Source organism: Saccharicrinis sp. 156 (genome assembly GCF_050589685.1).
Lineage (GTDB): Bacteria > Bacteroidota > Bacteroidia > Bacteroidales > Marinilabiliaceae > Saccharicrinis.
Map to the genome: position 1 here is coordinate 14,137 of NZ_JBNGOS010000003.1, position 25,741 is coordinate 39,877.

Annotated in this window: 22 protein-coding genes; 13 read left to right on the forward strand and 9 right to left on the reverse strand. The window is 40.2% G+C overall.

Features of this window, described 5'->3' with window-relative positions:
* Positions 1 to 151: 151 nt before the first annotated feature.
* Positions 152 to 1,450, reverse strand: a complete 1,299-nt coding sequence (locus ACRD64_RS01880; RefSeq protein ID WP_430931455.1) for a hypothetical protein — start codon at positions 1,448 to 1,450, stop codon at positions 152 to 154.
* 721 nt (positions 1,451 to 2,171) lie between these two features.
* On the opposite strand from ACRD64_RS01880, the gene ACRD64_RS01885 reads away from it, so the two are divergent.
* Positions 2,172 to 2,303, forward strand: coding sequence for a hypothetical protein (locus tag ACRD64_RS01885; RefSeq protein WP_430931456.1), 132 nt, complete (start codon positions 2,172 to 2,174; stop codon positions 2,301 to 2,303).
* Between the two features lie 274 nt (positions 2,304 to 2,577).
* On the opposite strand, the gene ACRD64_RS01890 is transcribed toward ACRD64_RS01885, so the two are convergent.
* Both ACRD64_RS01890 and ACRD64_RS01895 read right to left on the reverse strand, forming a co-directional pair.
* Positions 2,578 to 3,969 (reverse strand): FAD-binding oxidoreductase, encoded by a 1,392-nt coding sequence (locus ACRD64_RS01890; RefSeq protein ID WP_430931457.1) that lies wholly within the window; start codon positions 3,967 to 3,969, stop codon positions 2,578 to 2,580.
* Positions 3,970 to 4,164: 195 nt separating this feature from the next.
* Complete coding sequence (locus tag ACRD64_RS01895) at positions 4,165 to 5,265, reverse strand: nickel-binding protein (RefSeq protein WP_430931458.1); 1,101 nt, start codon at positions 5,263 to 5,265, stop codon at positions 4,165 to 4,167.
* A gap of 554 nt (positions 5,266 to 5,819) precedes the next feature.
* On the opposite strand from ACRD64_RS01895, the gene ACRD64_RS01900 reads away from it, so the two are divergent.
* The 4 genes from ACRD64_RS01900 (at position 5,820) to ACRD64_RS01915 (ending at position 12,224) form a co-directional block, all read left to right on the forward strand.
* Entirely contained in the window at positions 5,820 to 8,012 is a 2,193-nt protein-coding gene (locus tag ACRD64_RS01900) for a S9 family peptidase (protein WP_430931459.1), read from the forward strand.
* Between the two features lie 492 nt (positions 8,013 to 8,504).
* Positions 8,505 to 9,143, forward strand: a complete 639-nt coding sequence (locus ACRD64_RS01905; protein WP_430931460.1) for an energy transducer TonB — start codon at positions 8,505 to 8,507, stop codon at positions 9,141 to 9,143.
* Between the two features lie 347 nt (positions 9,144 to 9,490).
* Positions 9,491 to 11,410: an arginine--tRNA ligase gene (argS, locus tag ACRD64_RS01910; protein WP_430931461.1), complete on the forward strand. Its 1,920-nt coding sequence runs from the start codon at positions 9,491 to 9,493 to the stop codon at positions 11,408 to 11,410.
* A gap of 130 nt (positions 11,411 to 11,540) precedes the next feature.
* The gene (locus ACRD64_RS01915) at positions 11,541 to 12,224 is read left to right on the forward strand and encodes a type 1 glutamine amidotransferase (RefSeq protein WP_430931462.1); all 684 of its coding nucleotides are present in this window, start codon (positions 11,541 to 11,543) and stop codon (positions 12,222 to 12,224) included.
* 61 nt (positions 12,225 to 12,285) lie between these two features.
* Here ACRD64_RS01915 and ACRD64_RS01920 read toward each other — a convergent pair whose 3' ends face one another.
* From ACRD64_RS01920 to ACRD64_RS01930, 3 genes are all read right to left on the reverse strand, one after another.
* A complete protein-coding gene (locus tag ACRD64_RS01920) occupies positions 12,286 to 12,786 on the reverse strand; it encodes a hypothetical protein (RefSeq protein ID WP_430931463.1) in 501 nt (166 codons plus the stop codon).
* Between the two features lie 144 nt (positions 12,787 to 12,930).
* The gene (gene rocD / locus ACRD64_RS01925) at positions 12,931 to 14,160 is read right to left on the reverse strand and encodes an ornithine--oxo-acid transaminase (protein WP_430931464.1); all 1,230 of its coding nucleotides are present in this window, start codon (positions 14,158 to 14,160) and stop codon (positions 12,931 to 12,933) included.
* Positions 14,161 to 14,294: 134 nt separating this feature from the next.
* On the reverse strand, positions 14,295 to 16,730 hold the full coding sequence (locus ACRD64_RS01930; protein WP_430931465.1) for a TonB-dependent receptor: 2,436 nt from the start codon (positions 16,728 to 16,730) through the stop codon (positions 14,295 to 14,297).
* 124 nt (positions 16,731 to 16,854) lie between these two features.
* Between ACRD64_RS01930 and ACRD64_RS01935 the strand changes: the two genes are divergently transcribed.
* The 3 genes from ACRD64_RS01935 (at position 16,855) to ACRD64_RS01945 (ending at position 18,834) form a co-directional block, all read left to right on the forward strand.
* Positions 16,855 to 17,814, forward strand: a complete 960-nt coding sequence (locus ACRD64_RS01935) for an NAD(P)-dependent oxidoreductase (protein WP_430931466.1) — start codon at positions 16,855 to 16,857, stop codon at positions 17,812 to 17,814.
* Between the two features lie 155 nt (positions 17,815 to 17,969).
* Positions 17,970 to 18,395 (forward strand): hypothetical protein, encoded by a 426-nt coding sequence (locus tag ACRD64_RS01940; RefSeq protein ID WP_430931467.1) that lies wholly within the window; start codon positions 17,970 to 17,972, stop codon positions 18,393 to 18,395.
* Positions 18,396 to 18,426: 31 nt separating this feature from the next.
* A complete protein-coding gene (locus tag ACRD64_RS01945; protein ID WP_430931468.1) occupies positions 18,427 to 18,834 on the forward strand; it encodes a secondary thiamine-phosphate synthase enzyme YjbQ in 408 nt (135 codons plus the stop codon).
* On the opposite strand, the gene ACRD64_RS01950 is transcribed toward ACRD64_RS01945, so the two are convergent.
* Positions 18,821 to 19,510, reverse strand: coding sequence for an HAD family hydrolase (locus tag ACRD64_RS01950; RefSeq protein WP_430931469.1), 690 nt, complete (start codon positions 19,508 to 19,510; stop codon positions 18,821 to 18,823). The two genes, ACRD64_RS01945 and ACRD64_RS01950, sit on opposite strands and share 14 nt — an antisense overlap.
* Before the next feature lie 357 nt (positions 19,511 to 19,867).
* Here ACRD64_RS01950 and ACRD64_RS01955 point away from each other — a divergent pair, with 357 nt between their 5' ends.
* The 4 genes from ACRD64_RS01955 (at position 19,868) to ACRD64_RS01970 (ending at position 22,877) form a co-directional block, all read left to right on the forward strand.
* Positions 19,868 to 20,527 carry a B3/B4 domain-containing protein gene (locus ACRD64_RS01955; RefSeq protein ID WP_430931470.1) on the forward strand — a complete coding sequence of 220 codons (660 nt, stop codon included), beginning with the start codon at positions 19,868 to 19,870 and terminating at the stop codon, positions 20,525 to 20,527.
* 26 nt (positions 20,528 to 20,553) lie between these two features.
* Positions 20,554 to 21,321: an MBL fold metallo-hydrolase gene (locus tag ACRD64_RS01960; protein WP_430931471.1), complete on the forward strand. Its 768-nt coding sequence runs from the start codon at positions 20,554 to 20,556 to the stop codon at positions 21,319 to 21,321.
* A gap of 18 nt (positions 21,322 to 21,339) precedes the next feature.
* Positions 21,340 to 21,885: a hydrolase gene (locus ACRD64_RS01965; RefSeq protein ID WP_430931472.1), complete on the forward strand. Its 546-nt coding sequence runs from the start codon at positions 21,340 to 21,342 to the stop codon at positions 21,883 to 21,885.
* Between the two features lie 77 nt (positions 21,886 to 21,962).
* Complete coding sequence (locus tag ACRD64_RS01970) at positions 21,963 to 22,877, forward strand: PfkB family carbohydrate kinase (RefSeq protein WP_430931473.1); 915 nt, start codon at positions 21,963 to 21,965, stop codon at positions 22,875 to 22,877.
* 90 nt (positions 22,878 to 22,967) lie between these two features.
* On the opposite strand, the gene ACRD64_RS01975 is transcribed toward ACRD64_RS01970, so the two are convergent.
* Complete coding sequence (locus ACRD64_RS01975; RefSeq protein WP_430931474.1) at positions 22,968 to 23,651, reverse strand: transposase; 684 nt, start codon at positions 23,649 to 23,651, stop codon at positions 22,968 to 22,970.
* A 138-nt stretch (positions 23,652 to 23,789) separates the two neighbouring features.
* Positions 23,790 to 24,596 (reverse strand): tRNA-dihydrouridine synthase, encoded by an 807-nt coding sequence (locus tag ACRD64_RS01980; RefSeq protein WP_430931475.1) that lies wholly within the window; start codon positions 24,594 to 24,596, stop codon positions 23,790 to 23,792.
* Between the two features lie 269 nt (positions 24,597 to 24,865).
* On the opposite strand from ACRD64_RS01980, the gene ACRD64_RS01985 reads away from it, so the two are divergent.
* Positions 24,866 to 25,582 (forward strand): class I SAM-dependent methyltransferase, encoded by a 717-nt coding sequence (locus ACRD64_RS01985; protein WP_430931476.1) that lies wholly within the window; start codon positions 24,866 to 24,868, stop codon positions 25,580 to 25,582.
* Positions 25,583 to 25,741: the final 159 nt, after the last annotated feature.

Below are 25,741 nucleotides of genomic sequence, written 5' to 3' on the forward strand. Positions count from 1 at the left end.
TATGAGTTATTGTTTTGGGATAAACAACCGTAACCATATTTATTCTATGTGAAAATACAAACGTGGAAATTCAGCGAACTTCCACGTTTCGTATTTACCGTGCAATTATTTTGCACGTCAAATTGCTATCAACACATTCGTAGTTAATGTTCTACTGACTTATGGAGTCAGGCAGCATAATGCTTCTTACTTCCATTTCCCCCACTTCGCCAGGCGCCACAAAATTAAGTTGAGGAGTTGCTTTAACTTTGTCCATTAAAGTTGTACTTATGTTTCCTTCCAATTCCAAGGTTCTGATAGTGGCCGTCGAAACACAATCGCCTGTTTCCTTTAGTTGCACCCTAAACGTGTTAAACTGAATTTCCACTTTTGTATTTCTGCCGATATCGTTTCCGGAACCATCCCCATTGAATATAAATTTTTGGACGGGTCCGCTTCCGGCAAAAACATCCAAAGCATGATCATTATCCGTATAAGAATAAGAAGCAAATGTACTGCTGATTACTTTTTCGATATTGAATCCCGGATCGGCGGTATATATTGTAAAATAACGTTCTCTTTTACCATAGGTCCAGTCACTTCTGGTTTCGCTGGCAGTGACATAAATTCTAGCTCTCAGGTGAGTTGATTCGTTTAATATACTGACAGAACAATACATGCGTGGGCCATGCCCATCAAATTCCTTATCTCCCCTACTCTTACCCGGCATGGTGGCATGAAGTGGCATTACGGATATATTGGAGACCGTAAAATTATCAAACTTGCTTTCGCATATATCAGGTGCAGGCTGTATCACGGCCATGGTTGATATATTTCGTCCATTCCATCTTAAGATTATTCGTTTGCTTTGCGCGTTTAATGGTACGCCTGACGATCCAAGATTCAACGTCATAGCATAATGCGTTGGCATATCCAAATGGTTAGTGATATTAATTTCACTTGATCCGCTAACCAGAAAAACCTGCACGTTGGTCATGTCAAAATCGTATCCAAAAAATTCAATTTTGTTACGACGGTTTTGTGGCAGTGACATATCAACTGCTGAAGGTACTACCTGACAAAGTTGTGGTTCGACGGGTGGCAATTCCGTCCCCAACATTTTTGATTTAATCCGTTGAAGACCTTGCCTCATGCGATGTCGCAGAAAATCAACATTACAACGAAATTCTGTTCCTGCAGCTGCGATACCGCGCTGAAGCAGGTTAGAAACTTCGTTCTTGATGGTGGATTGTATTTCGTCGGGCAAATCAGATATCACCTTGTTCATGATATCTTGCCAATCAGCCGAAGCCGCCCCTAATTCATTGATCCCCCGATCAAGAACAGCAATAGCCTGTTCCGTGGCATTGGGCACTGTAACACCAATGAGTTCCTTTATTTTATTGATCAAATCGCATCCAGTCAACAAAAAAGAGAATGTTAGAAAAACAATTAATACTGACTTCTTCATGATAATAATATTAGGTTTAATACTGTTACCCCTAATTTACACCATGTGCGATTATAGTTCAATAGTTTAAGCCGTATTATTGACCAACAAATAAAATAACACCATAGAACTTATCTTATTTTTGTCGTTTGACTTTGCAAAAATGTAAATTTCATTAAGAATATCTAAGCATTCCGAAAAATCTGCGATGTAAGATTTTTTATATCGGCATTCCCTCGTAATCTCTCTTGACTACTGTGATTAAGGTTAGTGGAGTACAATCTAAATATCGTTACATGGTAAAATTAACCCGTATTAAAGAAAAGGAATTATTAAAGGGAGTAATAAGGCACGCCACCATGCCATGATTGCACATATAAAAGATATATTATTTTTGCATATCGAAATACCCAAAGGGATTGTCGGCATTGTATGTAATTTTACTTAATTTATTTAAAGTGACCATAATATGCCAATGATAAAGGATATTTAAATATTTACACATGAATTAAATATGATGCGGCAAAAATACCGGATGCGTTTCGGGATGTATCTGTAACTTCTGTTATTGCCTCTGTATTGCAGAAATTAGACATACACGTAAAATAATTATACAAAATATAGCCAGGAGAATGTCGGAACTTTATCTTCAGGCATACCGACAGTTTAGTCCAGTTTGCTGGTCGCAGGGGGATAATACAAAACACATCCATGGTACATCCGATCCGTTAAATACCCGACCTTGAACAAGTTAGCAAATGAGGAGGTTGTATTTAGCCAGGCTATGAGCAACTTTCCATTGTGTAGTCCTTTCCGTGGCATTTTCTTTACCGGGACAGATCCCTATGCCAACGGATTAATCCGCAATAGGTAGAGAAAATCCCAACCTGCCGTGCTGGCTGGCAGGGATTACACATTGAATATACTTTAAAGCAAGACACTTCGTTGTTTCACTTCCACACCAGCACGGCGCTCCATCATCGTTGGAACCATCCCAAACCCCTCAGCACAGGTGTTTCCATTTTTACAACGATGTCTTCTTATGAAATTTTAATTTCTACTTTAAAATATACATGGCATTTTATTCCGTTATTGCTGCAACCATATAAAACAACAGGATCTTATTTTATTCATATAATGACAAGAGATCATTCGGCAGGTACGATATTTTGGTTCGTGCTGAAGAAGTTAGCTGGGTCGTACCTGTGTTTAATCTTTGTCAACCTATGGTAATTGTCCTTGAAACTGGCTTTGATGCGTTCCTGTCCTTCATCCATAATAAAGTTTAAATATGTTCCTCCAGATGAATAGGGATGAAGTGCGTCCCAATAAGCTTTAGTCCAATTCGTTAATTTATCTTTATTTGCGGGGTTCGGGTCAACTCCGACAATGACACCTGCATATTTTGCATCGCGATAGGCCCAGGGAGTATCATTTTTACCTACCCGGCCTGCGGCGCCACTTATCGGGTACAGGTGCATTTGCGACAGAGGTGTGGGTATTTCGGATCCAAATTTCTTATGAGCAGTTGCCGCTTCTGGTGGTATATCCGTGTAAAAATCTGCTTTCCAATACCATTGCATTCCGGGAGGAAAGAGTCCGTCGAATAAAGTTTGCACAGCGGGATAAGGCATTTCTCCCACATGTTCAAATATAGGGTTCAGATCCATTGCAGGTCTTAAAATTTCAGGGCCGTTTTTAACATTGCCTGAATAACACCAAACAATACCAATAAACTTTTTGTGATGTAATGCCGGGGGGAATGGCGGGCCGGGGATGTTTAAAGTTGTGATAAATCCATTTAGTTCATCCGGTGCATCATGAATAAAATCATGGTACCATTCCATTATTTCTTCTGTCTGTTCAATCGGCCATAGTGTTGGACCGCCATAAACTGTGGTAACCGGATGAGCCTGAAATTTAAAGGAAGTAACAATACCAAAATTTCCACCCCCTCCCCTAATCGCCCAGAAAAGTTCCTTATTCTGATTTTTATTTACAGTAACAAAACTCCCATCGGCTAAAACCATATCAGCTTCAAGCAGGTTATCAATGGTTAAACCGTACTTTCGTGACAGATGACCAACACCACCGCCTAATGTTAAACCCCCAACGCCAGTGGTTGAAATTATTCCGGCTGGAACAGCCAATCCAAACGGATGGGTTGCATGGTCCACTTCTCCCCAAATATTACCTCCACCAACACGAACCGTATTATCCGAAGTATCTACCCGGATAAATTTGATTCCCGATAGGTCAATGACCAATCCATCATTGCAAATACCTAATCCGCCAGCATTGTGGCCTCCTCCGCGCACAGCTGTTAACAGATTATTATTTCTTCCAAAGTCGACCGAGGCAATTACATCGGCAACATCAACACATTTTACAATGAGCCCCGGCTTTTTGTCGATCATTCCGTTATATACTTTTCTGGATTCTTCATATTCTGCACATTCCGGAAAAACTAATTTTCCCCTTATTTTTGATGCAAACTCATCTTGGGTGTCTTTTTGCACATCTCTTACGGAATTTATCATAATTTATAAATTTAAAGTATTGAATTACATGCCTATGTTCTTTAGAACTAATATTCACTCTCTCGCATTTTGTTGAAATATGTATACAAAACTATGACAAGAAAACGTCATCTATTACCACAATTAGTTCTAATGCAAGCAATTTTGGTTCAAAGAAATATTACAAGAAGAAAGAAAGAAGAAAGAAACAACAAGTTAAAGCTGCACCAATTCGGAAGGCATTATCCTGTATTTTTTACGGAAACATTTAGTATAATAGGAAGGGCTGTTAAATCCCGAATTGTAAGCTACCTCAGATACATTTCCTTTTTGTTTTTGTAATAGACGCAACGATTTTCTTAACCTGAAATGTAGTAAAAAGACATTTGGTGATTTCCCTGTTAACCGAATCATTTCCCGGTAAAGTTTTGATTTGCTGATTCCAATATTTATCTCGAAATCTTCTACTTTTAATTCAGGATTTTGCCACTCTTTTTCAGTAAACTCCATTAAACTGGTGAGGAATTTTTCTTCCCTCGGTGTTAGCACATGAAATTGAGTTCCGTTAACATCTTCACCAATATTTTCGCTCTCAAACAATTGCTGTACTTCAGTTGAGATAACAACCGCAGCAATGGAAACAAAACACATTCTTTGAGCCAGTTTAATAGTATCTTCAAAAATTGATTTTTTATTGGTTACAGGAATACCGGCATGCAATCCGATATGTAATTCTGTAAAATCGATTTGATATTGGGTTCTAGAACTCCTATAATTTTCATGAATCTTTAAAGCACATAAAACTGCTTCCTGTACTGTTCGAAATGAAATCAGAAAACCCTCCTTGTTTTGCCGAACAATATTTCCATTAAAGGTATTCAGAATTGAAAGTATCTGTTTGTAATATTGCTGCACATTTGAAAAAGCAGAAAAAGGATCGGATATTTTAAAAGAGTGATTCTCAATTGTCACCATCATTATTGTTCTGAAGGCCGGGTCGTTAATGATATTTAATTTTGTATCCTGAGCTTTTGCCGGATCTTCAATTCTGCCTAAAAACGATTCAACAATAGCAGCATCTACTTCAATGATTTGATGAGGCACTTCACCATGTGCATCTGCATGCATCTGATTAATGGCATCTCTATCGGGTGCTTCCACCAAACAAAAAGCTGTTTTCCTGATATCATCAAACCAATATGTTAATCCCCGACAATCATATCTGTGCTGAATTTTTAGATCTTCCTGGTGAAGTTGTGCAACAATTTCGGCAGTAACCGATTCAGATACATCGTGGCGATCCATAAATATTGGCATATCATTTTCCTTTTATGAAATGACCTTAAAGTCATCCAGTACACTTTAACCTAACATCGAATTCAGTTAATTGTTTTGTTTGTACCGCAGAGTACAGCCCGATAGCTCACTCAAAATATTACTTTAATAAGTAATTTATCTTCTAGTACAATGTGTGGGATTGATTTAATAAGAAGTTCTATCGTTTATCCTCTAGGTGTTCCTTTAGCACTAGACCATAGATAAAACGAGATCTGTCATTGGGAATTTCAAAAATTCCTTAATATCAACAGCCATAAGCGTATCGAGGTAATCCCGGTTTAAAAAATCTTACATTGCTATGCTTAAGTAATGTTTAGGTTTTGTTCGTCGAATTGGCATTTAAATAAAGTCTGATGCCAATTAAAATTACTTTTTTTTATACTATTCAAGTGTTCATCATTACTAAAAATTTAAAATAGATAGGTAATCCATATTTCAAAAGGTGGGGAACTAACAGAGAGTTTGATTTAGGCCTTGTTTTTGTTAGTTTTGCTCAACAATTAAAATATATAATCAACAAAGCAATTATAACAATGAACAGGATTCTATTAATGATTGGCATCTTGCTGCCTTTAACCGTTCTAGCCCAAAAGAAAACAGTATCACTAGAGGATTTAAATAAAAGCCATACTTTCCACGCCAAGTCGGTTAGCGGCTTGAAATCAATGAATGATGGTATACATTATACCATCTTGGAAAACAAAGCCACACAGATTGTTAAATATGCCTATGCTACCGGAAAGCAAGTAGGTATCATCATGGACCTGGAAAAGATAGAAGATTGTCCTATTCACTATATTCAAAGTTACGAGCTGAACAACGACGAGACCAAGATACTGGTTTATGTGAACCGAAAAGCGGTTTACCGTCATTCGTTTAAGGCCGATTTTTATGTGTACGACATCAAGCGCAAGGAAATCAAAGCACTATCGGAAGAAGGGAAAGAGCAGGTAGCCTCCTTCTCGCCCAACGGCGAAATGGTAGCTTATGTAAAAGATAACGACATCTACATTAACAAGTTAAAATTCGGAACCACAGCCCGGATTACGGAGGATGGTGAGTTTAATAAAATCATTAACGGAATACCCGATTGGGTTTACGAAGAAGAATTCGGATACAACAAAGCCCTGGAATGGTCGCCCAACAGTATGGAACTGGCCTTTGTCCGTTTTGACGAGTCAAAGGTAAAAGAGTTTGCCTTCCCGCTTTACAAAGGTAGTCACCCCACATATGAGGCTAACGCGTTGTACCCGGGCGAGTATAAGTTTAAATATCCCAAGGCAGGCGAAACCAACTCCGAGGTGAGCGTAAATGTTTTTCATATAAAAAACCGCACCACCAAAACCATGAAGATTCAGGACAAGGATGAGTTTTATCTTCCTCGTATCCGATGGACACATGAAGATGGTAAGTTGGCTATTTTAAAGTTGAACCGCTTGCAAAACCAGTTCGACTTGCTGATTGCCAATACGGCCAGTACCCTAACAAAGAACATATTCACACACCGAAACGAATATTACATTGCGGAGGATGTCCTGGATAACCTGACTTTCCTGAGCAATGGCAAACATTTTATTTATGTGGGGGAGCTGGACGGTTACAACCATATACACCTGTACACCATGGCAGGTATGAAAATCCGTCAGCTGACCAAAGGGGAATGGGACGTAATGGAATACTACGGGTACGATGCCAAAAAGAAAATGGTGTATTACAAGGCTGCCGAAAAATCACCTACACAAAGGGAAGTTTATTCTGTATCGCTGGATGGCAAAAAGAAATATAAGCTTTCGCAAAAAGAAGGCACCAATACTGCCGTTTTTAGCAGCAATTATAAATATTTTATCAACTATTATTCCAGTACCAGTACCCCCCAAAAAATAACCCTGCACGATCAAAGCGGCAAGCTGATCAGAACATTGGAGGACAATGCCGAATTCGCAAAGAAAATGGATGAATACGAGATTTCACCCAAGGAATTTTTCTCGTTTACAACTTCCGAAGGAATTGAGCTAAACGGCTGGATGGTAAAACCGTTAAACTTTGATGCCAGCAAAAAATATCCTGTGCTGATGACCCAATACAGTGGCCCGAATTCTCAAAAGGTGTTGGACAAATGGGGTATTGGCTGGGAGCAATACCTGGCCGCCGAAGGTTATGTGGTAGCCTGTGTCGATCCGAGAGGAACGGGTGCCCGTGGGGAGCAATTCAGAAAGTGTACGTACATGAAACTGGGCCAATTAGAATCGGACGATCAGATTGAGGCGGCCAAGTATTTGGGTTCGTTGGATTATTGCGATGCGAATAGGATGGCCATCTGGGGATGGAGTTATGGCGGATTTATGAGTTCGAGCTGCCTGAGTAAAGGGAATGGCGTTTTCAAGGTAGGCATTGCGGTTGCCCCGGTAACCAATTGGCGCTACTACGACTCGGTTTATACGGAAAGATATATGCGCCGCCCGCAGGAAAACGCCAAGGGATATGACAACAATTCGCCGATCAACATGGCCGAAAACCTGACAGGCAGATTATTCCTGATTCATGGCACGGCCGACGACAATGTGCATTACCAGAATACGCTGGAGTACGTGGAACAACTGGTTCAGGCAGGTAAACAGTTTGATATGTTTGTGTACCCGAACCGAAACCACAGTATTTTTGGTGGAAACACACGTATGCACTTGTATCAGATGATGAGCGATTACCTAAATAAAAATCTAAAATAGGGCAGAAACCCTTTTTTAGATTTTTATTTGTAAACCGAGCTGCTATTGCCCAGGACAGGAAAACAGCAAAGGAAAAATCATCTTGATCTTTCATCTTGCCCCGGGCTTCTCTAATTTTTATTTCAGCAAAGGTACCTCATAAATATATTAATATGGGTCATTGCATTACCGCTCATTCACTCCCTTTAACCAGAATATATAATACCGATTTTATGGAAGAGCAGAAAATAAATACTATATTGCCTGACTAGGCATAAGCGTTTAATCCGGTTTATGAATTGGGGGTTCGTCATGAGCATTGCAAGTACAATAAAACAAAGCATTACTAAAACGAAGCATCACTTGTCCCGATTACTTTCGGGAGCATCGTTCTGGTGAGTTGAAGTGATGCAACGAAGTGTCTTGTTTTAAAGTAATTTCAATGGGTAATAGAATTTCTAATGCATATTGCGGGTTTAAGTAGTTTTATCGCAAACAAATAACCAACACAACTTGAAACAAGCATTAATTTATATATTATTTGTTGCATATGCTTTTTGTTCCAACGCACAAGGCTTACAAACAATCCGCAAATCAAACGGTCCTTTTTCAGAGGAATATCTGGCATTGCGCTCAGACACATCTATTAAAGAAGGAAGGTACCTAAAGAAATACAAAAACTTTGTGATTGAACGGGGAGCGTTTAAAAACAATAATAAATTCGGGCGATGGGTGTACTTTTCCCTGGACGGCCATTTTGAATTTGAGTACGATTACAACTCCCAAAAAGTAATTAAAATTGCCAACAAGCAAACCCCGGAAGAATACATGGAAACACCGGTATTGTTTCTGGGAAGCCCTCTTATTCCCTATTTGTTTATGGTCAACAATATTGTGTACAGCGATGAGGCCAAGGACAAAAACATCAAGGGCAAAATTATTCTCGCCATCCGGGTCAACAATAAAGGCCAGATAACCAGTCTCTTTATCCAAGAAAAATTGCATCCCTTATTGGATAAGGAAGTCATGCGAGTGGCCAAAACCATGCCCCTCCATTGGGAATGGATTCCGGCAACCTACAACGGTGAAAATATCAATAGCGAGTATTTAATTGATATCCAGTTTGAGCTGGCCGAGGGGGACTCGAATTAATGGGCTTTCATACTTCCAAAAGAAGGCCAATTTTGATTAATCCAAACTTGAGCACGCATTCGCAAAACTGCATAAACCCGGAGTGCCTGTCCGTTGCCAGATAGGTAATTCAGGGAATATAGCCATATAAATTACCATCCTAAGGGGGTAAACAATCATCTTAACCCTCAATTCGGATTACTAAACACCATATCATTCAAGCAACTGTTTTAAGCTATAAGGATTACTGCCTGTTTTACGCCAATTGATGCCAATAAATCCTTGCGGGAAAATTCGTGTTGTCCGTGGACAAAAATAAAACCATAACTTTTTTATCTTTGCACTTTCTTAAGAATTTTAAAGCAGTTATGAATATTGAAATGCAGCTAAAAGGCAAATTAATTGCCGCCGTAAAAGAGTTATACAATCAAGAAATAAATGAAAACCAGGCACAGGTACAAATTACCCGTAAAGATTTAACGGGAGATTTTACCATTGTGGTTTTCCCCTTATTAAAAGTTTCGAAAAAGTCACCTGAAGATACCGCAAAGGATATTGGAGAATATATTAAAAATAATGACCCCACCGTTGCAAGCTTTAATGTGGTTAAGGGTTTCTTAAACATTGAGTTGGCCACTGATTACTGGCTAAACCTTATCAACGAAATAGCCGGAAAAGAGAAACATGGTTATGTGGCTGCCGATGAAAACTCTCCATTAACAATGATTGAGTATTCATCGCCAAACACCAACAAACCATTGCACCTGGGGCATATCAGAAATAACCTCTTGGGTTATTCTGTTTCCAGAATTGCGGCAGCCAACGGAAACAAGGTGGTGAAAACCAATATTGTTAACGACAGGGGTATACATATCTGCAAATCGATGTTGGCCTGGAAAAAATGGGGCGAAGGCGTTACTCCCGAAAGCGCGGGCAAAAAAGGCGACCACCTGGTAGGTGATTTCTATGTAAAGTTCGATAAAGAATATAAAGCTGAGATCAATACCATCATCAAAGAAAAAATATCGGAATACCCTGCCATCAAAGACACCGAAGATTTTAAGGCTACTTTTGCTGCGTTAAAAAACAAAAAGAAAACCAAGGAAGGACTTAACGACGAAGAAAACGAGCAGTTTAAAGCCTGTGAAGAACTAAGCAAATACGCCGAGAACAATGCCCCTTTGATTCTTGAGGCCCGGGAGATGCTTTTGAAATGGGAAGCCAAAGACCCTGAAGTTTATGCCGACTGGAAAATGATGAACCAATGGGTATACACCGGATTTGATGTGACTTACAAAAAGCTGGGAGTTGATTTTGACAAGATTTATTACGAATCGGAAACCTACACCGAAGGCAGGGATATGGTGTTACAGGGTGTTGAAAAAGGCTTGTTCAAGCGAAGAGAGGACGGCAGTGTTTGGGCCGATTTATCGGACCAGGGTCTGGACCAAAAACTATTGTTGCGTAAAGATGGAACCTCGGTGTACATGACTCAGGATATTGGTACTGCCAAATTGCGTTTTGATGATTTCGGCATAGACAAGATGGTGTATGTGGTAGGTAACGAGCAGGATTACCATTTTCAGGTGTTAGCCCTGCTACTTGACAAGCTGGGTTTTAAATGGGGCAAAGACCTGGTTCATTTCTCCTATGGGATGGTGGAACTTCCGCAGGGTAAAATGAAGTCGAGGGAAGGTACCGTGGTAGATGCCGATGACCTGGTGGACGAAATGGTGAAGACCGCTCGCGAAATGTCGAAGGAGCTCGGAAAACTGGATGGTTATTCCCTGGAGGAAGCCGAAAAAGTTTACAAAATGATCGCCTTGGGTGCGCTGAAGTATTTTATCTTAAAAGTGGATCCGCGTAAAAACATGACTTTCAACCCGGAAGAGTCCATCGACTTTAATGGCAACACAGGTCCTTTTATTCAATATACACACGCACGAATTCAGTCTATTTTCCGTAAAGCAGCGGAGAAAGGCATTGAGGTGGCAGAAACAGCGCCAACCAACATCGAAATTGGCGAAAAGGAAAATAACCTGATCAGAACCATTGCCAATTTCCCTAATGTAGTTGCCGAAGCAGGTAAAACTTTTTCGCCTGCCATCATCGCTAATTTTGTTTACGATCTGGCCAAAGAGTATAACCAGTTTTATCACGATTGTCCCATCTTATTCGAAGAGGACGAAAATAAACGTATGATGCGTTTGGTATTGTGCAAAACAGTAGGAAAAACCATCAAGAATGCCATGTGGTTACTAGGTATTGATGTTCCCGAAAAAATGTAATTTTTGTTAGACGAACGCTATAAACACTTGCATCTTGTTATGCATTACATAAGGTGTTAATTGATTTTAGGAAGAGGCTGGAATCTTTACATTACCGTCTCTTATCTATTATCTAAAATCTATTATCTAAATGCACATCCACTGGATTCAACATGTACCTTTTGAAGGACTGGGAAATATTGAAGAATGGGTCATAACTAATAATCATCAGTTAACCTGCACAAAACAGTTCAATAACGACGCTTTGCCTTCGTTAAACAGTTTCGATATGTTAATTATCATGGGAGGCCCTATGGGTGTTTATGATACGGATAAATATCCTTGGCTGGCTGAAGAACTTGAATTTATTAAGTCGGCCATTGAAGCTGACAAAGCCGTATTGGGAATCTGCCTGGGTTCCCAGTTCATGGCTGCTTCCACGGGCGCCAGCGTCTATCCCGGTCCTATGAAAGAAATTGGCTGGTTCCCGATTAACATCGTAAGCGAATCTGCTCCGTTTAATTTCGAAAGTTCCAGACCAACCGTCTTCCATTGGCATGGAGACACATTTGATTTGCCAACTGAGGCCGTACATTTGGCTTCTACGGATGAAGTGGCCAGCCAGGCTTTTATGATTGGCAACAAAGCCATTGGCCTGCAATTCCACCTTGAACAAACGGAAAAAACCATTAGCGGTATGGTTGAAAATTGCGGGCAGGAGCTGGTTCAGGGGAAAAAGAAAATTCAAATGGCGGAAGAGATTATCAACGAAAAGGCCTTTTTTGCTGAGAACAAAAAGGCCATGTTTGGGATTTTGGATTATCTGAGCCACTAGTTTTACTCACAAGGTGAATATGTGCGACAAGCAGCTATTCACTCTGTGAATAAATCCAACTCTACAAACTCTTTTTAAAATCGGGCAACATAACTAAGCTCGCCAATATCCTTGGCGCCACTTCATAACCATAGCGCTTAAATTTATCCACCACATCCACATAGGCAACATCTTTTTGCTGGATTAATTCAAGAAGGTCTTCCAATTGCGATTGACTCAACTCTTTGCGAATGGCCTCTTCAATGATTTTAACCTCTCCTGTGTCAACCTCTTTCTTTTGCTCTATTTTTTCGGCCAGGCCAAAGGTTTCAATTTCCAGAATAATGGTTTCCAATACATCGGCACATGTTTTTTTTATGGAATCAACATCTCCGGTAGTATCACGCAATGACCAGCTATTGTTTTCAAATTCAATATCTTCAATAAGTTTTCTTTTCAGGTTCTCCGGTCCCAGAACAGAATCTAAAACGGCAATTGTTCCTTTTTTCCAGCTATTAAGGTCGAAGTTACGTTCTTCAATTTTTCGAAATCGGTTATGTAGGAGTTCCAGTGCTTTTTCCATGACGTGAAGTTTAAAAACTAACTAAATATAAGCATTTTAAAAATACCAAAATAAAAAAGCATTGTCCAATATCATGAGCAATGCATGAATCGCAAAAATTTCGATAGACTTCAACTAAATACCAATTCGATTAACGATCAACGTTTATGACTCAAACTGAGCAAAAGTCTTTTTAATGATCTCTAACGCTTCCTGCAGCTCTGTTTCGGAAATGACCAAAGGAGGGGCAAAACGAATGATATGTCCGTGCGTTGGCTTGGCGATCAAACCATTTTCCTTCATGGCCACACAAACGTCCCAGGCTGTTCTTCCGTTAAGAGGCTTGATAACTACCGCATTTAATAAGCCCTTACCTCGCACCAGCTCAATCATTTCGGAACCTATATTTCGTAGTTCCTCTCGGAATATCTCTCCCAGACGGGTTGAGTTCTCTGCTAGTTTTTCGTCCTTGATCACTTGCAATGCAGCAATGGCCACCTTACACCCTAATGGGTTTCCTCCATAGGTAGAACCGTGTTCACCGGGCTTGATGCAAAGCATAATATCGTCATCGGCTAATACGGCCGACACAGGGAATACACCACCGGAAACCGCTTTGCCTAGAATCAACACATCAGGCCGAACATCTTCGTAATCGCAAGCTAACATTCTACCTGTTCGGGCAATTCCTGTTTGCACCTCATCAGCGACAAATAATACATTGTTGGCCTTACAAAGCTCGTATGCCTTCTTCAAATATCCCTCCTCCGGCACATAAACACCTGCTTCTCCCTGAATAGGTTCAACCAGGAATCCGGCCACATTAGTATCCTTCAACGCTTTTTCAAGTGCTTGCACATCATTATACGGAACCACTTCGAAACCAGGTGTGTATGGTCCAAATCCTTTGTACGAATCAGGATCGGTTGACATGGAAATGATCGTCACCGTTCTTCCATGGAAGTTGCCTTCACAAACTATCATCTTAGCTTTGTTCTCCTCAATTCCTTTTTTATCGTAAGCCCATTTCCGGCAAAGCTTAATGGCTGTTTCAACAGCCTCGGCACCCGTATTCATGGGCAACACTTTTTCGTAACCAAAATAATCGGTGATATATTCTTCAAACTCGCCCAACACACTGTTATAAAAAGCCCTGGAAGTTAAAGTTAATTTTGCCGCTTGATCCGTTAAAGCCTTTATTATTTTAGGGTGACAGTGCCCCTGGTTTACCGCCGAATATGCCGACAGAAAATCGTAGTATTTTTTTCCATCGGTATCCCACACAAAAATCCCTTCTCCCCTATCCAATACCACCGGAAGCGGATGGTAATTATGTGCGCCAAACTTATCTTCTCTTTCAATATATTCCTGCTGGGTCATCTGAACATCAACCATATGAATTTATTTTTATATTCAACCAAATCGCAGCCTAAAGATAATAAATTGCAAGAATTGCATCCGTGAGATATATCAGTTTACATTAAATATCGCAATCCATTATTCCGATGTTAGAAACCTTATCATCAGGTCTAAAATCTTGTAACAATCTTTAAATTTAGCCTCCTTGAAGTCAAGTAGTTGGGAACTGCATACTGACGATTATTCACATCGGTTACCCAAAAGTAAGAAATGGTGTTGTTGATATTGAACAGGTTAAATATTTCCAACCCAATCCACAGGTTTTTAAAGGTTCCGGTTGTTTTGTTTGGATTCAGCTGGGTTCCGGTAATTTCTTTAGAAAAACCGATATCTACTCTTCGGTACGAGGGCATCCTGTTGGTAGCTAGATATCTTTCAGATCGGGGCGGTCCAAAGGGCAATCCCGTTCCGTATAAAAAATTAAGGTTCACCTTAAAGGAAGGATTATCCCTGAAGTAATCCTGGAACATCAGGCTAAAGTTTAAGCGCTGGTCTGAAGGGCGCGGGATATACCCCGGATATATCGTTTCACCTGAAGTATTCTCGTAAACATCATCCTCTAAATCCTCCTCCGTACTCATGAGCGAAAGCGTGGCCCACGACTCTACCCCCTTCACAAACTCACCGTTAATTTTCATGTCGATACCGGTCGCATATCCCTCCGCATTGTTCCTGGCGGAATACCGTATCCTTACATTATCGATCTGGTATGGGATCAGGTTTTTCATCTTCTTGTAATACAGCTCGGTCGAAAATTTAAACTGCCGATCGCCCCTGGTAAAATAATGATCGAAACCGGTAACAAAATGGATGGACTGCTGTGCTTTGATATCGTAGTTTATCCCACCCCCTTGTGATCGGTACTCCTTATAAAATGGCGATTGATAATATACTCCGGTGGAAAACTTAAAGCTATAATCTTTCTCCCAACTGGGTTTTATAATGATACCAACCCTTGGGCTTATGAGCAGTTCCTCATTAAAGTCCCAATAATTGGCCCGAACACCCACGGACAAATCCATTTTACTCTTCCCAAGTTCAAAAGTCCTGTTCTCCTGCACAAAAGCCGTAAAACGGTTCGACGAGATATCGTGCTCCGAATTGTAGGCGTAAATCATCTCCAGTTTGTCGGGGTTGAGGGGAATATTAAAATCCGCGGAATCCCTCAGCTCCCATTCGTTAATGATATCGGAAAACCTTTCGTGCTGATATTTCACTTCCCATTCGAGACGGTTCGCATTGATGCGGTGGTTACCTCGTAAAGCCACATTGGTAATTACCCCATACAGATAGTTGCGGGCATGCTCCAGATATGAGCCCACGCCAATTCCAGAGGCTATTCTATCGGCATCGGACACTTGTTGTTCTTCATCTTCCAGTTCCTGCAACCAATACTGTCCCAGAATATCAAAACGTTCATCCTCTGAGGTTCTGTATCCCGAAACCAAAAACTTAAAATTATGGTTACTATTGGGCGAAAAATCCAACGTTCCGGCTGCAAATCCGGTTATAAAGTCGTCTTCCTCCTGTCCTTCAAAATATATCTTCAACACCTTCGCTTCGTTTATAGTGCCAAAAGATGTTTCCCTGTCCACGGGTTCAAAGTCGTACCTATTTCTGGACACGTTACCCAAAAAACCCAGGCGCCACTTTTCCGTAAACCTGTAGGTAAGATATGTTTGTGCATCAAAAAACGAAGGTTTGTAATCGCCCGAAACATCGGTGCTGCCTAACAAGTATTTATTGGTTTTATAACGTATCCCTGTTATATGCGTAAACTTTCCGCTATTATTCGCTCCTTCAAAATGCACATTACCTCCGAGAAGACTCGCCGAAGCACTCCCGGCAAATTCTGTTGGCCGCTTGTATTTAATATCCAGCACCGATGACATCTTATCTCCATATCGGGCATCGAATCCTCCGGCCGAAAACTGAATGTCCGATACCAGTTCCGGGTTAACAAAGCTCAATCCCTCCTGCTGTCCGGAACGAATCAGGAAAGGCCGATATATTTCTATATCGTTTACGTAAACCAGGTTCTCGTCAAAGTTACCTCCGCGAACCCTGTATTGCGAACTTAATTCGTTGTTTGAACTAACCCCCATCTGTGTTTTCACCAAAGCCTCGATACTTCCTCCGGTTGCATCAGGCAGGTTGGCGGACAATTTGGAGTCAATAGCTGTAAAGTTCTGGTCCCTTTCGCGTTTGGCTTTTACATCAACCGTCTCTATTGATTCGGTTTTGCCCGACATGATTACAACCAGATTCTTAAGTTCGGATGGGTTGTTTAAAGAAAGCTCATGTACCCGATAGCCAATTCTGCTAAATATTAAAACAACAGGGAACTCACTTTTTAACCTGATTCGGAACTTACCCATAGCGTTACTGATAGAACCTCCGGGGTTTCCCTTTACAGATACATTGACCAAATCGAGCGGTTCTCCGTCAGCCGCTTTAACTACGCCAGCAATTTCAATATTTTGTTGCGCCGTTAAACCATAAGCACAAACCATATAAAGAGATAAAACAAATAGCTTTTTAAGCATGTATACAGATTAAAAGAGTCCCAGTTTTTTCAAATTCGAATGACAAAAGTACGCAACTGCAACAAATATCCTTTCGAATTACTAAGAAAAACGATAGATTTACTGTTTTATTACACTTACAGCCATGAAGAAAAAGGTTCTGGTCACCTATAAAATCCCAACCTGCGGATTTGACACCCTAAGAGATGAGTTTGATGTAATTTTTCCGGAGGATGATAAAATCAGCGATCTGGAAGTAGACAGACATATTGAAACTGCGGAGGCCATTGTTTCCGTCTTTGGCCACAAGTTATCTAACGGAGATATAAGCAGGGCTGCAAAGCTTAAGCTGATTGCCAACTTTGGTGTAGGATATGACAATATAGACATCCCTTTTGTAACCGGTAAAGGCATTACGGTGACCAATACCCCGGATCCCGTTACCGAACCTACTGCCGAACTGGCCATGGGTTTGATGATTGCCGTTGCCCGTAAAATAGGCTGTTTGAACAACCGGTTGAGAACCCGGGAAGGAGTTAGTGTAGGCGTTATGAAAAACCTGGGCACTACTTTAACCGGGAAAACACTCGGAATTATAGGCATGGGTTCGATAGGACAAGCTGTAGCCCGGAGAGCACTGGCATTCGGGATGAACATTATCTATCACAATCGCACACGTTTGAGTACAGAAATTGAAAATAGATATTCTGCCGGCATGGTTTCACTTGAAGAGGTTTTAAGGACTTCGGATGTGGTTTCGTTACATACACCGTTAACCCCGGAAACCAAACATTTAGTGGGTGAAGCCGAGTTTAAAATCATGAAAAGAAGTGCTTATATTATTAATACGGCAAGGGGAAGCGTTATAAACGAGAATGAATTAATTGCCGCCTTACAAAACAAAGAAATTGCAGGTGCCGGGCTTGACGTTTTCGAAAACGAACCCAATATTCCTAAAGAACTATTGGCTTTTGATAATGTGGTGGCCACACCCCACGTAGGGACTGCAACCTTGGAAACAAGGGAAGAAATGAGCATTGTGGTAAGCGATATCATTCGAAAGTTTTTCCAAGGAGAGCTGACAAAGTTTATGGTTAATCGTTAACAAAATAGTTGGCTTACCTTTTATTATTTAATGCCCGATCACGGTTTAGATAGTGTGAATGTGTAGGTTACCAATTTTTCAATACTTGATTCGGATTCTTAAAATATTCTATTGTATATTTATGTTCATTATCTAATGCGTCTCATATAAAAACCATGAAAAAAATACTCGTATACACCGAAAAAAACGCAGCCCGTTCGCAAATGCTTCAGGGTTGGTTGAATTATTATTTAAAAGGGAAAGCCGAGGTTATCAGTGCCGGAGGCAATATTGAACCCATTCATATGTTGGCACAAAAGGCCATGATGGAATCCGTTATCGATATCAACAAAAATAAATCGGCCAACCTATCCGATTACCGCCACGAGATCTTTGAATACGTTATTATTGCCGACAGTTCGTCTCCCGAGGATGTGATACTTACCCACGAACCGGGTGAAATTATCTGTCACCCATTTCAAAACCCTGGCCTGGCGGAAGGCTCCGACCAGGAGAAATTGATTTCATATCGAGAAGCGTGTAATGAAATTGAAGATTACGCCATGGAATTTGCCATGAAGCATTTCAACATCTTGCAATAATTGCTACATTTAGCTTTGAAAATTAAATCTTATGATTCAACAAAAACAATTACGTTTGCCCGAGTTCAGAAGAGGATTTCATCTGATAACGAGCTTCATAGAATCTCATCTGGACCTACCGGAAAAGGGCCTGCTCAATTTGTTCCTACAACACACTTCGGCAGGTCTAACCATCAATGAAAATGCCGACCCTTCGGTTCGTATTGATCTCGAATCCATTATGAACATTCTGATTCCTGAAAACCGGCCGGAATACACCCATACTTTAGAAGGTAGCGACGATATGCCATCCCACGTAAAATCGAGCATAACAGGCTGCTCCCTGAACATTCCCATAACAGATGGCCGATTGAACCTGGGAACCTGGCAGGGCATATATTTCTGCGAGTTCCGGAATTATGGTGGGCACCGCAACCTGATAGCTACTATTTATTCGTAAAATACTCCAGCATGTAGGCACACAAGCTTTTAGTGTCTGGCAAAACTATATCGGCTCCCACATCCGCCAGCACTTTTTCCTCCAATACCCCGGTATTAACACCGATAGTAGCAACCCCGGCTGCCTTTGACGACCGAACGCCCAACGGAGCATTTTCCACTACCAAACATTGTTCTGCGGTAAAACCGGAGCGATCAACCGCTTTCCTATAAGGCTCCGGATCAGGCTTACCCTTCTGAACATCGTTGGCAGTAATAATTTGATTCGGATCCATCCCGAAATCATCGGTGAGCCTATCCAGTAACGTAGGTTGTTTTGAGCCTGTCACAACCCATACTGCAATCCCTTTTTTTCTTAAGAAATTAACAAGATCGTTCATTGCGGGCATTATCTCGGCCTTAGGAAGCTGACCCATTATCCGTATTTTTTCGTTATACACGCGCTCCTTTTCTTCCTCCGAGGCTTCTCTATTGAGGTATTGTTTAAATACATAACCTATAGTCTCATGTCCCGGGCTACCCTCATGCATGTAGGCCTCATACGCCGGAAAATCAATTCCCACAGTTTTAAAACATCCCGCCCATGCTATTTCATGATTTTTCATGGAATCGTATAAAACACCATCCATATCAAATATTACACATCTTAAATCACCTGGTATTACCGACTCACTCATATTGCTATAAATTAATACATTAAAAAATGGGAGAAAGATCCTTTTAATATAAATCGAAAGAAACAAAAAAAACGATAAAACAGGAAATCTATATGAAATAGTTATGACGTTTAACCTTGAAAATACAATACAATTACCAATATCTCCGGTAGCGATGAAGTATCACATTTTTACTCCCAAAAAATGGGTTTGGCTATTGCGGGTTTCACCTGCGACAAGGCATACGCTTGCGCTCAAAGCTTCCGCATAGGTGCATGGCGACCAAAGGGTGACCGGCATTTACATTCATCTCAGTTAAATTTGAGGAATAATGCAAGTTAAATATTAACTTTGTGCTTCGAATAAAAAATTGAATGGATGCCATTAATTAGCATAGAACCTGAAATTAAAAATATACTGCCACAAATAAAACTGGCCTGCATTGAAGCATGCGTGGATGTAAAACCCAGTTCCAAAGAGCAAACCAATTGGATAAACAAACAATTGGAAAACATTCAGGTTGCCCTTACTCCGGAAACCATACGACAAACAGGCACGGTAAAGGCTACGAAAGATGCGTATAGAGCACTGGGAAAAGACCCTAACCGCTACCGTCCTGCAGCCGAGTCGCTTATGCGCAGGATAGCCAATGGCAAAGAATTATACCGGATATCCAACGTGGTGGATGTGCTGAACTTTATATCCGTTAAAACCGGTTTTTCAATCTGTGGATATGATACCCAATTGATTTCCGGAGATATTTCATTGGGAATAGGGCAAAACAGTGAGCCATACGAGGGTATCGGTCGAGGAACGGTGAACATTGAACTGTTACCCGTATTCAGAGATGATGAAGGAGCTTTTGGAACACCTACCAGCGATTCTACCAGAACCATGATCACTGAAAAAACACAAAACATACTCTTTATATTTATTGGTTTTGACGGTATGATTGAAATGAACGAAGCCTTGCTGGAAACCGGTGACCTGCTGAGCAAATATGCGGGAGCGAAAGATTTAAGAACATATTTTATATAGTTTACTACTTACTAATCGTAATAAGAATGATTGAAGTTTGTGCGTTAGCTTCGGGAAGCAACGGGAACTGCTATTATATTGGCAACAAGAAGGAAGCAATAATTATAGATGCCGGGATAAGCCGGCGTAAGATTATTGAACGGATGAAATCCAGAGGTATCAACCCGACTAAGATAAAAGCCGGTTTTATAACGCACGAGCACCAAGACCACTATCGGGGAGCCAAGATATTAAGCAAGAAATTAGAAATCCCTTTTTATATCTCGGAGCAGACCCTCAACCGCAGTTACTACACCATGCGTCCTCCACATATTGAAACCTTTACCCCAGGCGACAGCATCAGAATCGGCGAGTTTACCATTCATTCTTTTTTAAAGAATCATGATGCCGCCGAACCCTGCAGTTTTAGGGTGCAAGTTGGAAGACACAACATCGGTGTATTTACGGATATTGGCGAAGCATGCGACAACGTAAAGTCCCATCTAAACAAATGCGATTTCCTATTCTTGGAATCGAATTACGATGAAGATATGCTGGCCGCAGGAAAATATCCCGCTTTTTTAAAACAAAGGGTTGCAGGCGAATATGGCCATTTGTCCAATATACAAGCAGTTGAATTGGTAGAAAATCACGCCGCTGAAAATTTAAAAACCGTATTTTTATCTCATATTTCAGAAGATAATAACCGGGGCGAAATTGCTTTGGATGCCTTTAAACACCTCTCCGGGAAATACGATATAAGATTAACCTCAAGATATGATGCCACCGAATTGTTGGCACTTGAAGATGAATAAAATTTTAAAATTATAACCATGAGAATTCGAAAAGAAGACACGATTGCTATTTGTGTAGATATTCAGGAACGTTTGTTTCCGCATATTCACGAGCACGAACAACTAAAAAAGAATACTGAAATATTAGTTGAAGGGTTAAAAACCCTGGAGATTCCAATGATGGTCACCGAGCAATATAAAAAAGGCCTGGGAGAAACCATTGCAGGCATTAAAGAAAAAGTAGAAGGATGCCCTTCATTTGAAAAAACAGCTTTTAGCTGTTGCGACGATGCCCCTTTTATGCATAAAATGGAAGAAGGAAGCCACAAACGCTACGTAATCCTTTTTGGGATAGAAGCGCATATCTGTCTGCTGCAAACCGCTATCGACCTAAAAGAAAGAGGATTCCAACCGGTTATCGTTGAAGATTGTGTGGGTTCAAGAAACCCGAAAAACAAGAGCATCGCCATTAACCGCATGCTTCAGGAAGGTGTTACCGTAACTAGCTACGAATCGCTACTTTTTGAATTATGCCGTTTTGCAGGAAGCGATTCTTTCAAGGCGATCTCCAAATTGGTGAAGTAAACAAGATTATAAATGTTAGCATCAGGTATCAGAAAAGTTTTCTTGATACCTGATACTTGATACTTGACACAAAAATAATGCGCAGAGTTTTTGGTTTAGGAGAAACGGTGTTGGATGTCATATTTAAAGATGGGCAACCCATATCGGCCAAAGCAGGTGGTTCCGTCTTAAACGCCTTGGTTTCATTGGCCAGAATGGGACACGAATGTTATTTTATCTCGGAACTGGGAAATGACCAAGTGGGCGATATTATCATTCAGTTCCTGCAGGACAACAACATTCACACGGATTACATTCAAAGATATGACAACGGCCAGAGCGCCTTAGCCCTGGCTTTTTTGGATAAAAATAACGATGCGGAATACGATTTCTACAAAAACTATCCGCAGGAGCGATTATCGGACTTATCCCCTAATTTTCAAAAAGATGATATTCTTCTCTTTGGTTCCTCCTATGCAATTTCGCCGGCAATAAGAAAACAGATCCACAACATAGCAGAACATGCCAATAAGCGTGATTGTATCATATTGTACGATCCCAACTTTCGGAAAAAACATGATACTACTAAGGAGCAGTATCTTCAATACATCAAGGAGAATTTTGCATTTGCAGGCATTGTAAGGGGCAGTAACGAAGATTTTGAGAACATTTATAAAGCATCATCGTCGGAACAGGCTTTTTTCAACATTCAAAAACAATGCGACAATTTGGTGTACACGGCAAATGCGCAAGGTGTGTTTATGCAGTCCTTAAAAATTCAAAAACACTACCCCGTCCCTCACCTACAACCCGTTAGCACAATTGGTGCCGGCGATAATTTTAACGCCGGGATAATCCACGGCATTCTGGAAAGAAACATTTTGAAAAACGACTTAAGTGATTTGAACGAAAAAGAGTGGGATTATCTGATTCGCTGTGGAATTGAATTCTCAAAGGAGGTTTGTATGAGTTTGGATAATTACGTGGCAGTTGGGTTTAACCTGACGCCTTGAGGTGCTCGCACGCTCAAGGGTCCATAACCTCGACTAGCCAACCCTTGGTCGTCGCAGACACCAAGGCGTTGAAACAAAAAAACACACATACTAAATCCCCAACCAATATTCGATACTTCTATCCATTGGACTCCGATAATGTTCTGCTTTAAAATAGCCCTTATTGTCAAACCATTTAAGCACATCCACTCGCAAGATTTTAGTTTCTTTATCAGAAAGACAGGTAAGGTACGAACTCCAGGGATATTCAATCGCGTCCTCACAAAAACCATGATGCACAGGATTATTATGAATATAAAGTAAAACCTGTTTTAAATAAAAAACGTTATTAATAGGATTCCTTTTAAACTTATACTCAAACAAAGCTCCGTGTCGCTCATATTTAGCATTAAAATATTTTGAATAGGAACTAAACAAATGTGCTAAGTGGTTTGAGGGATTTGGCACTTTTAGTTTAGAACCATCAATATCATTATTACACGTAATCGTTTCCCATTTTTTTAATTCCCAATCCACATCTTCTTTTTCAAATAACTTTATTTCTTCGATAGTGTATTTGTAAACTAGGTTTTCTTTGATCTTTACCAGAAAATGAACGTGATTGGGCATCAAAACCCATGCATAAGAATTAGCAATTGGATAAATATATTTTTCATACAGAAATAAAAACCTTTCATAATCGCCTGAATCAGTGAATACATTACAACTATTTATACCCCTATTGTAGATATGATAGTATTTACCAGGAAGTAATTTGATTGTTTGGCTGGACATCTTATGACGGTTAAGTTTATACACCTAGTAATTTACGGTATTTATTGGTAATTTCATAAAAACGCCTTGAGGTGCCCTACTCTAAAGGGCCACAGGGACAACCCAGCCAACCCCTGGTTGTCGCAGACACCCAAGGCGTTAATATAGCCCCAATAACTTTTTCTTTAAAACCTCATAATCTTCTAAGCTTCCTGTCTTCTTTAACTTCCGAAACACACGCCGGCCCCCTTCTAAATATTGCGAAGGGTATTCCCAGAAACATTTTAATTGGTTTAGCATTTGATGTTCCGACAAGCCGAATTCTTTTAACTTATTCAGAAAGCAATCATGTAGTTTCAGGATAGTCTCTTTCCAATCCAACTGCGGTTTTAACATACATGGGTTCATCAACAAACCTCTACCGATCATCCATGCATCCACATTCCGAAACCGCTGCTTTAATACCTCCAGTCCATCCAACGAAACGATATCACCATTTCCAACTAACCTATGTTGTTTGCTACATTCCGCAAAAATATCCCAATCCGGTTTTCCACTATATTGTTGAATGCCCAAACGTGGATGTATAATTATTTCCTCTAATGGATATTGGTTCAACACATTCATAACCCTATAAATATCCTCTTTGTCCTTTAACCCTAACCGCAGCTTTACGGAAAGTTTCACCGGTATATTTTCATTAAAAAAAACGGAAAGCATCGTGTCCAACCTGTTGGGAAATGGCAACAAACCGGAACCTAACTTTCGGTTAACAACCATAGGGAAAGGACATCCCAGGTTAAGGTTTATCTCCTCAAATCCTCTCTCTTGCATATTGTTGGCAAACAAAATCAATTCTCCTGCACTGTTTGTTAACACCTGAGGAACAATATGGAATGGTGGCCGATAAAATAAATATTTTTCGAAGGAAAACGTACCATCTTTATCTGTCCTGTAGAATGGCATAAAATATTTGTCAACCCCGCCTACGACGTTTTCAAATGCTAAACAATAAGGTAAAGTTGTAAAGCTTTGTAATGGAGCTAAGTAAATTGAAGTATTCAAGAGCAGAAATAATAAAAGCAGATCCGCAAGAACTGCTTTTAAAAAATTAAGTCTATTTCCCAATTAGCGGATTTTGAATTACAAAAGTACAAAATATTATATTACAAGAAAATAACAATTTGATTTTAGTATTTTTGCGCGTACAAAATATTATCGCAAAAATAAACACTTTGAATATAGTTAACGATCCATTGGGCACTGCATGCCTCGATTTTATAAATGGCGCAAAGAATGCAGAAATAACCGTTCAATCCAACATTGCCGAAGACGATGTACTTCCCGTTGAGTACCTGTTTAGGACATTTAATGAAATGCCCGTCCTGGAAAAAAAAGCCCTTACATTGAGCAAGGGCAAAATTCTGGATGTAGGCGCCGGTGCGGGTAGCCATGCCCTTTACCTTCAACAAAGCAGCAAAGAGGCTTATGCCAATGAAATAAGTCCCACCGCCTGTAATGTGATGCGGCAAAGAGGCGTTAAAAATATATTAGAACAGGATTTCTACGAACTTCCCGAAACCGAAAAATATGATACCATCTTAATGTTGATGAACGGTATTGGAATAGCTCAGGAAACAGCCAACTTTAAAAAGTTCTTCGGTAAAGTTAAATCACTTTTAAATCCAAACGGGAGTCTGCTTGTCGACAGTTCCGACATCCGGTATTTATTTGAAGATGACGACGGTAGCATTCTTATCAACCTAAACGAATCCTATTACGGTGAAATTACGTATAGAATGAAGTATAAAGATATAAAAGGGAAATCGTTTAAATGGCTTTTTATTGATGACGAACTATTGAAGTTTTATGCCGATAAGAACGGCTTTAAAATGGAAAAAGTGGCCGATGGCTTACACTATGATTATCTGGCCAGACTTACCCTTAAATAAAACTATTTACTCAAAACAAATACCTAATTCACAAAGTATTTGTTTGTTAAATAAAAATTAAGTGTATTTTTAAGCTTGCTAAGTTTTGGCACACACATTTATCTATATATCTCAACTGATTATTAAACCAACAACCTCCACTTATTATCTAATAATAGT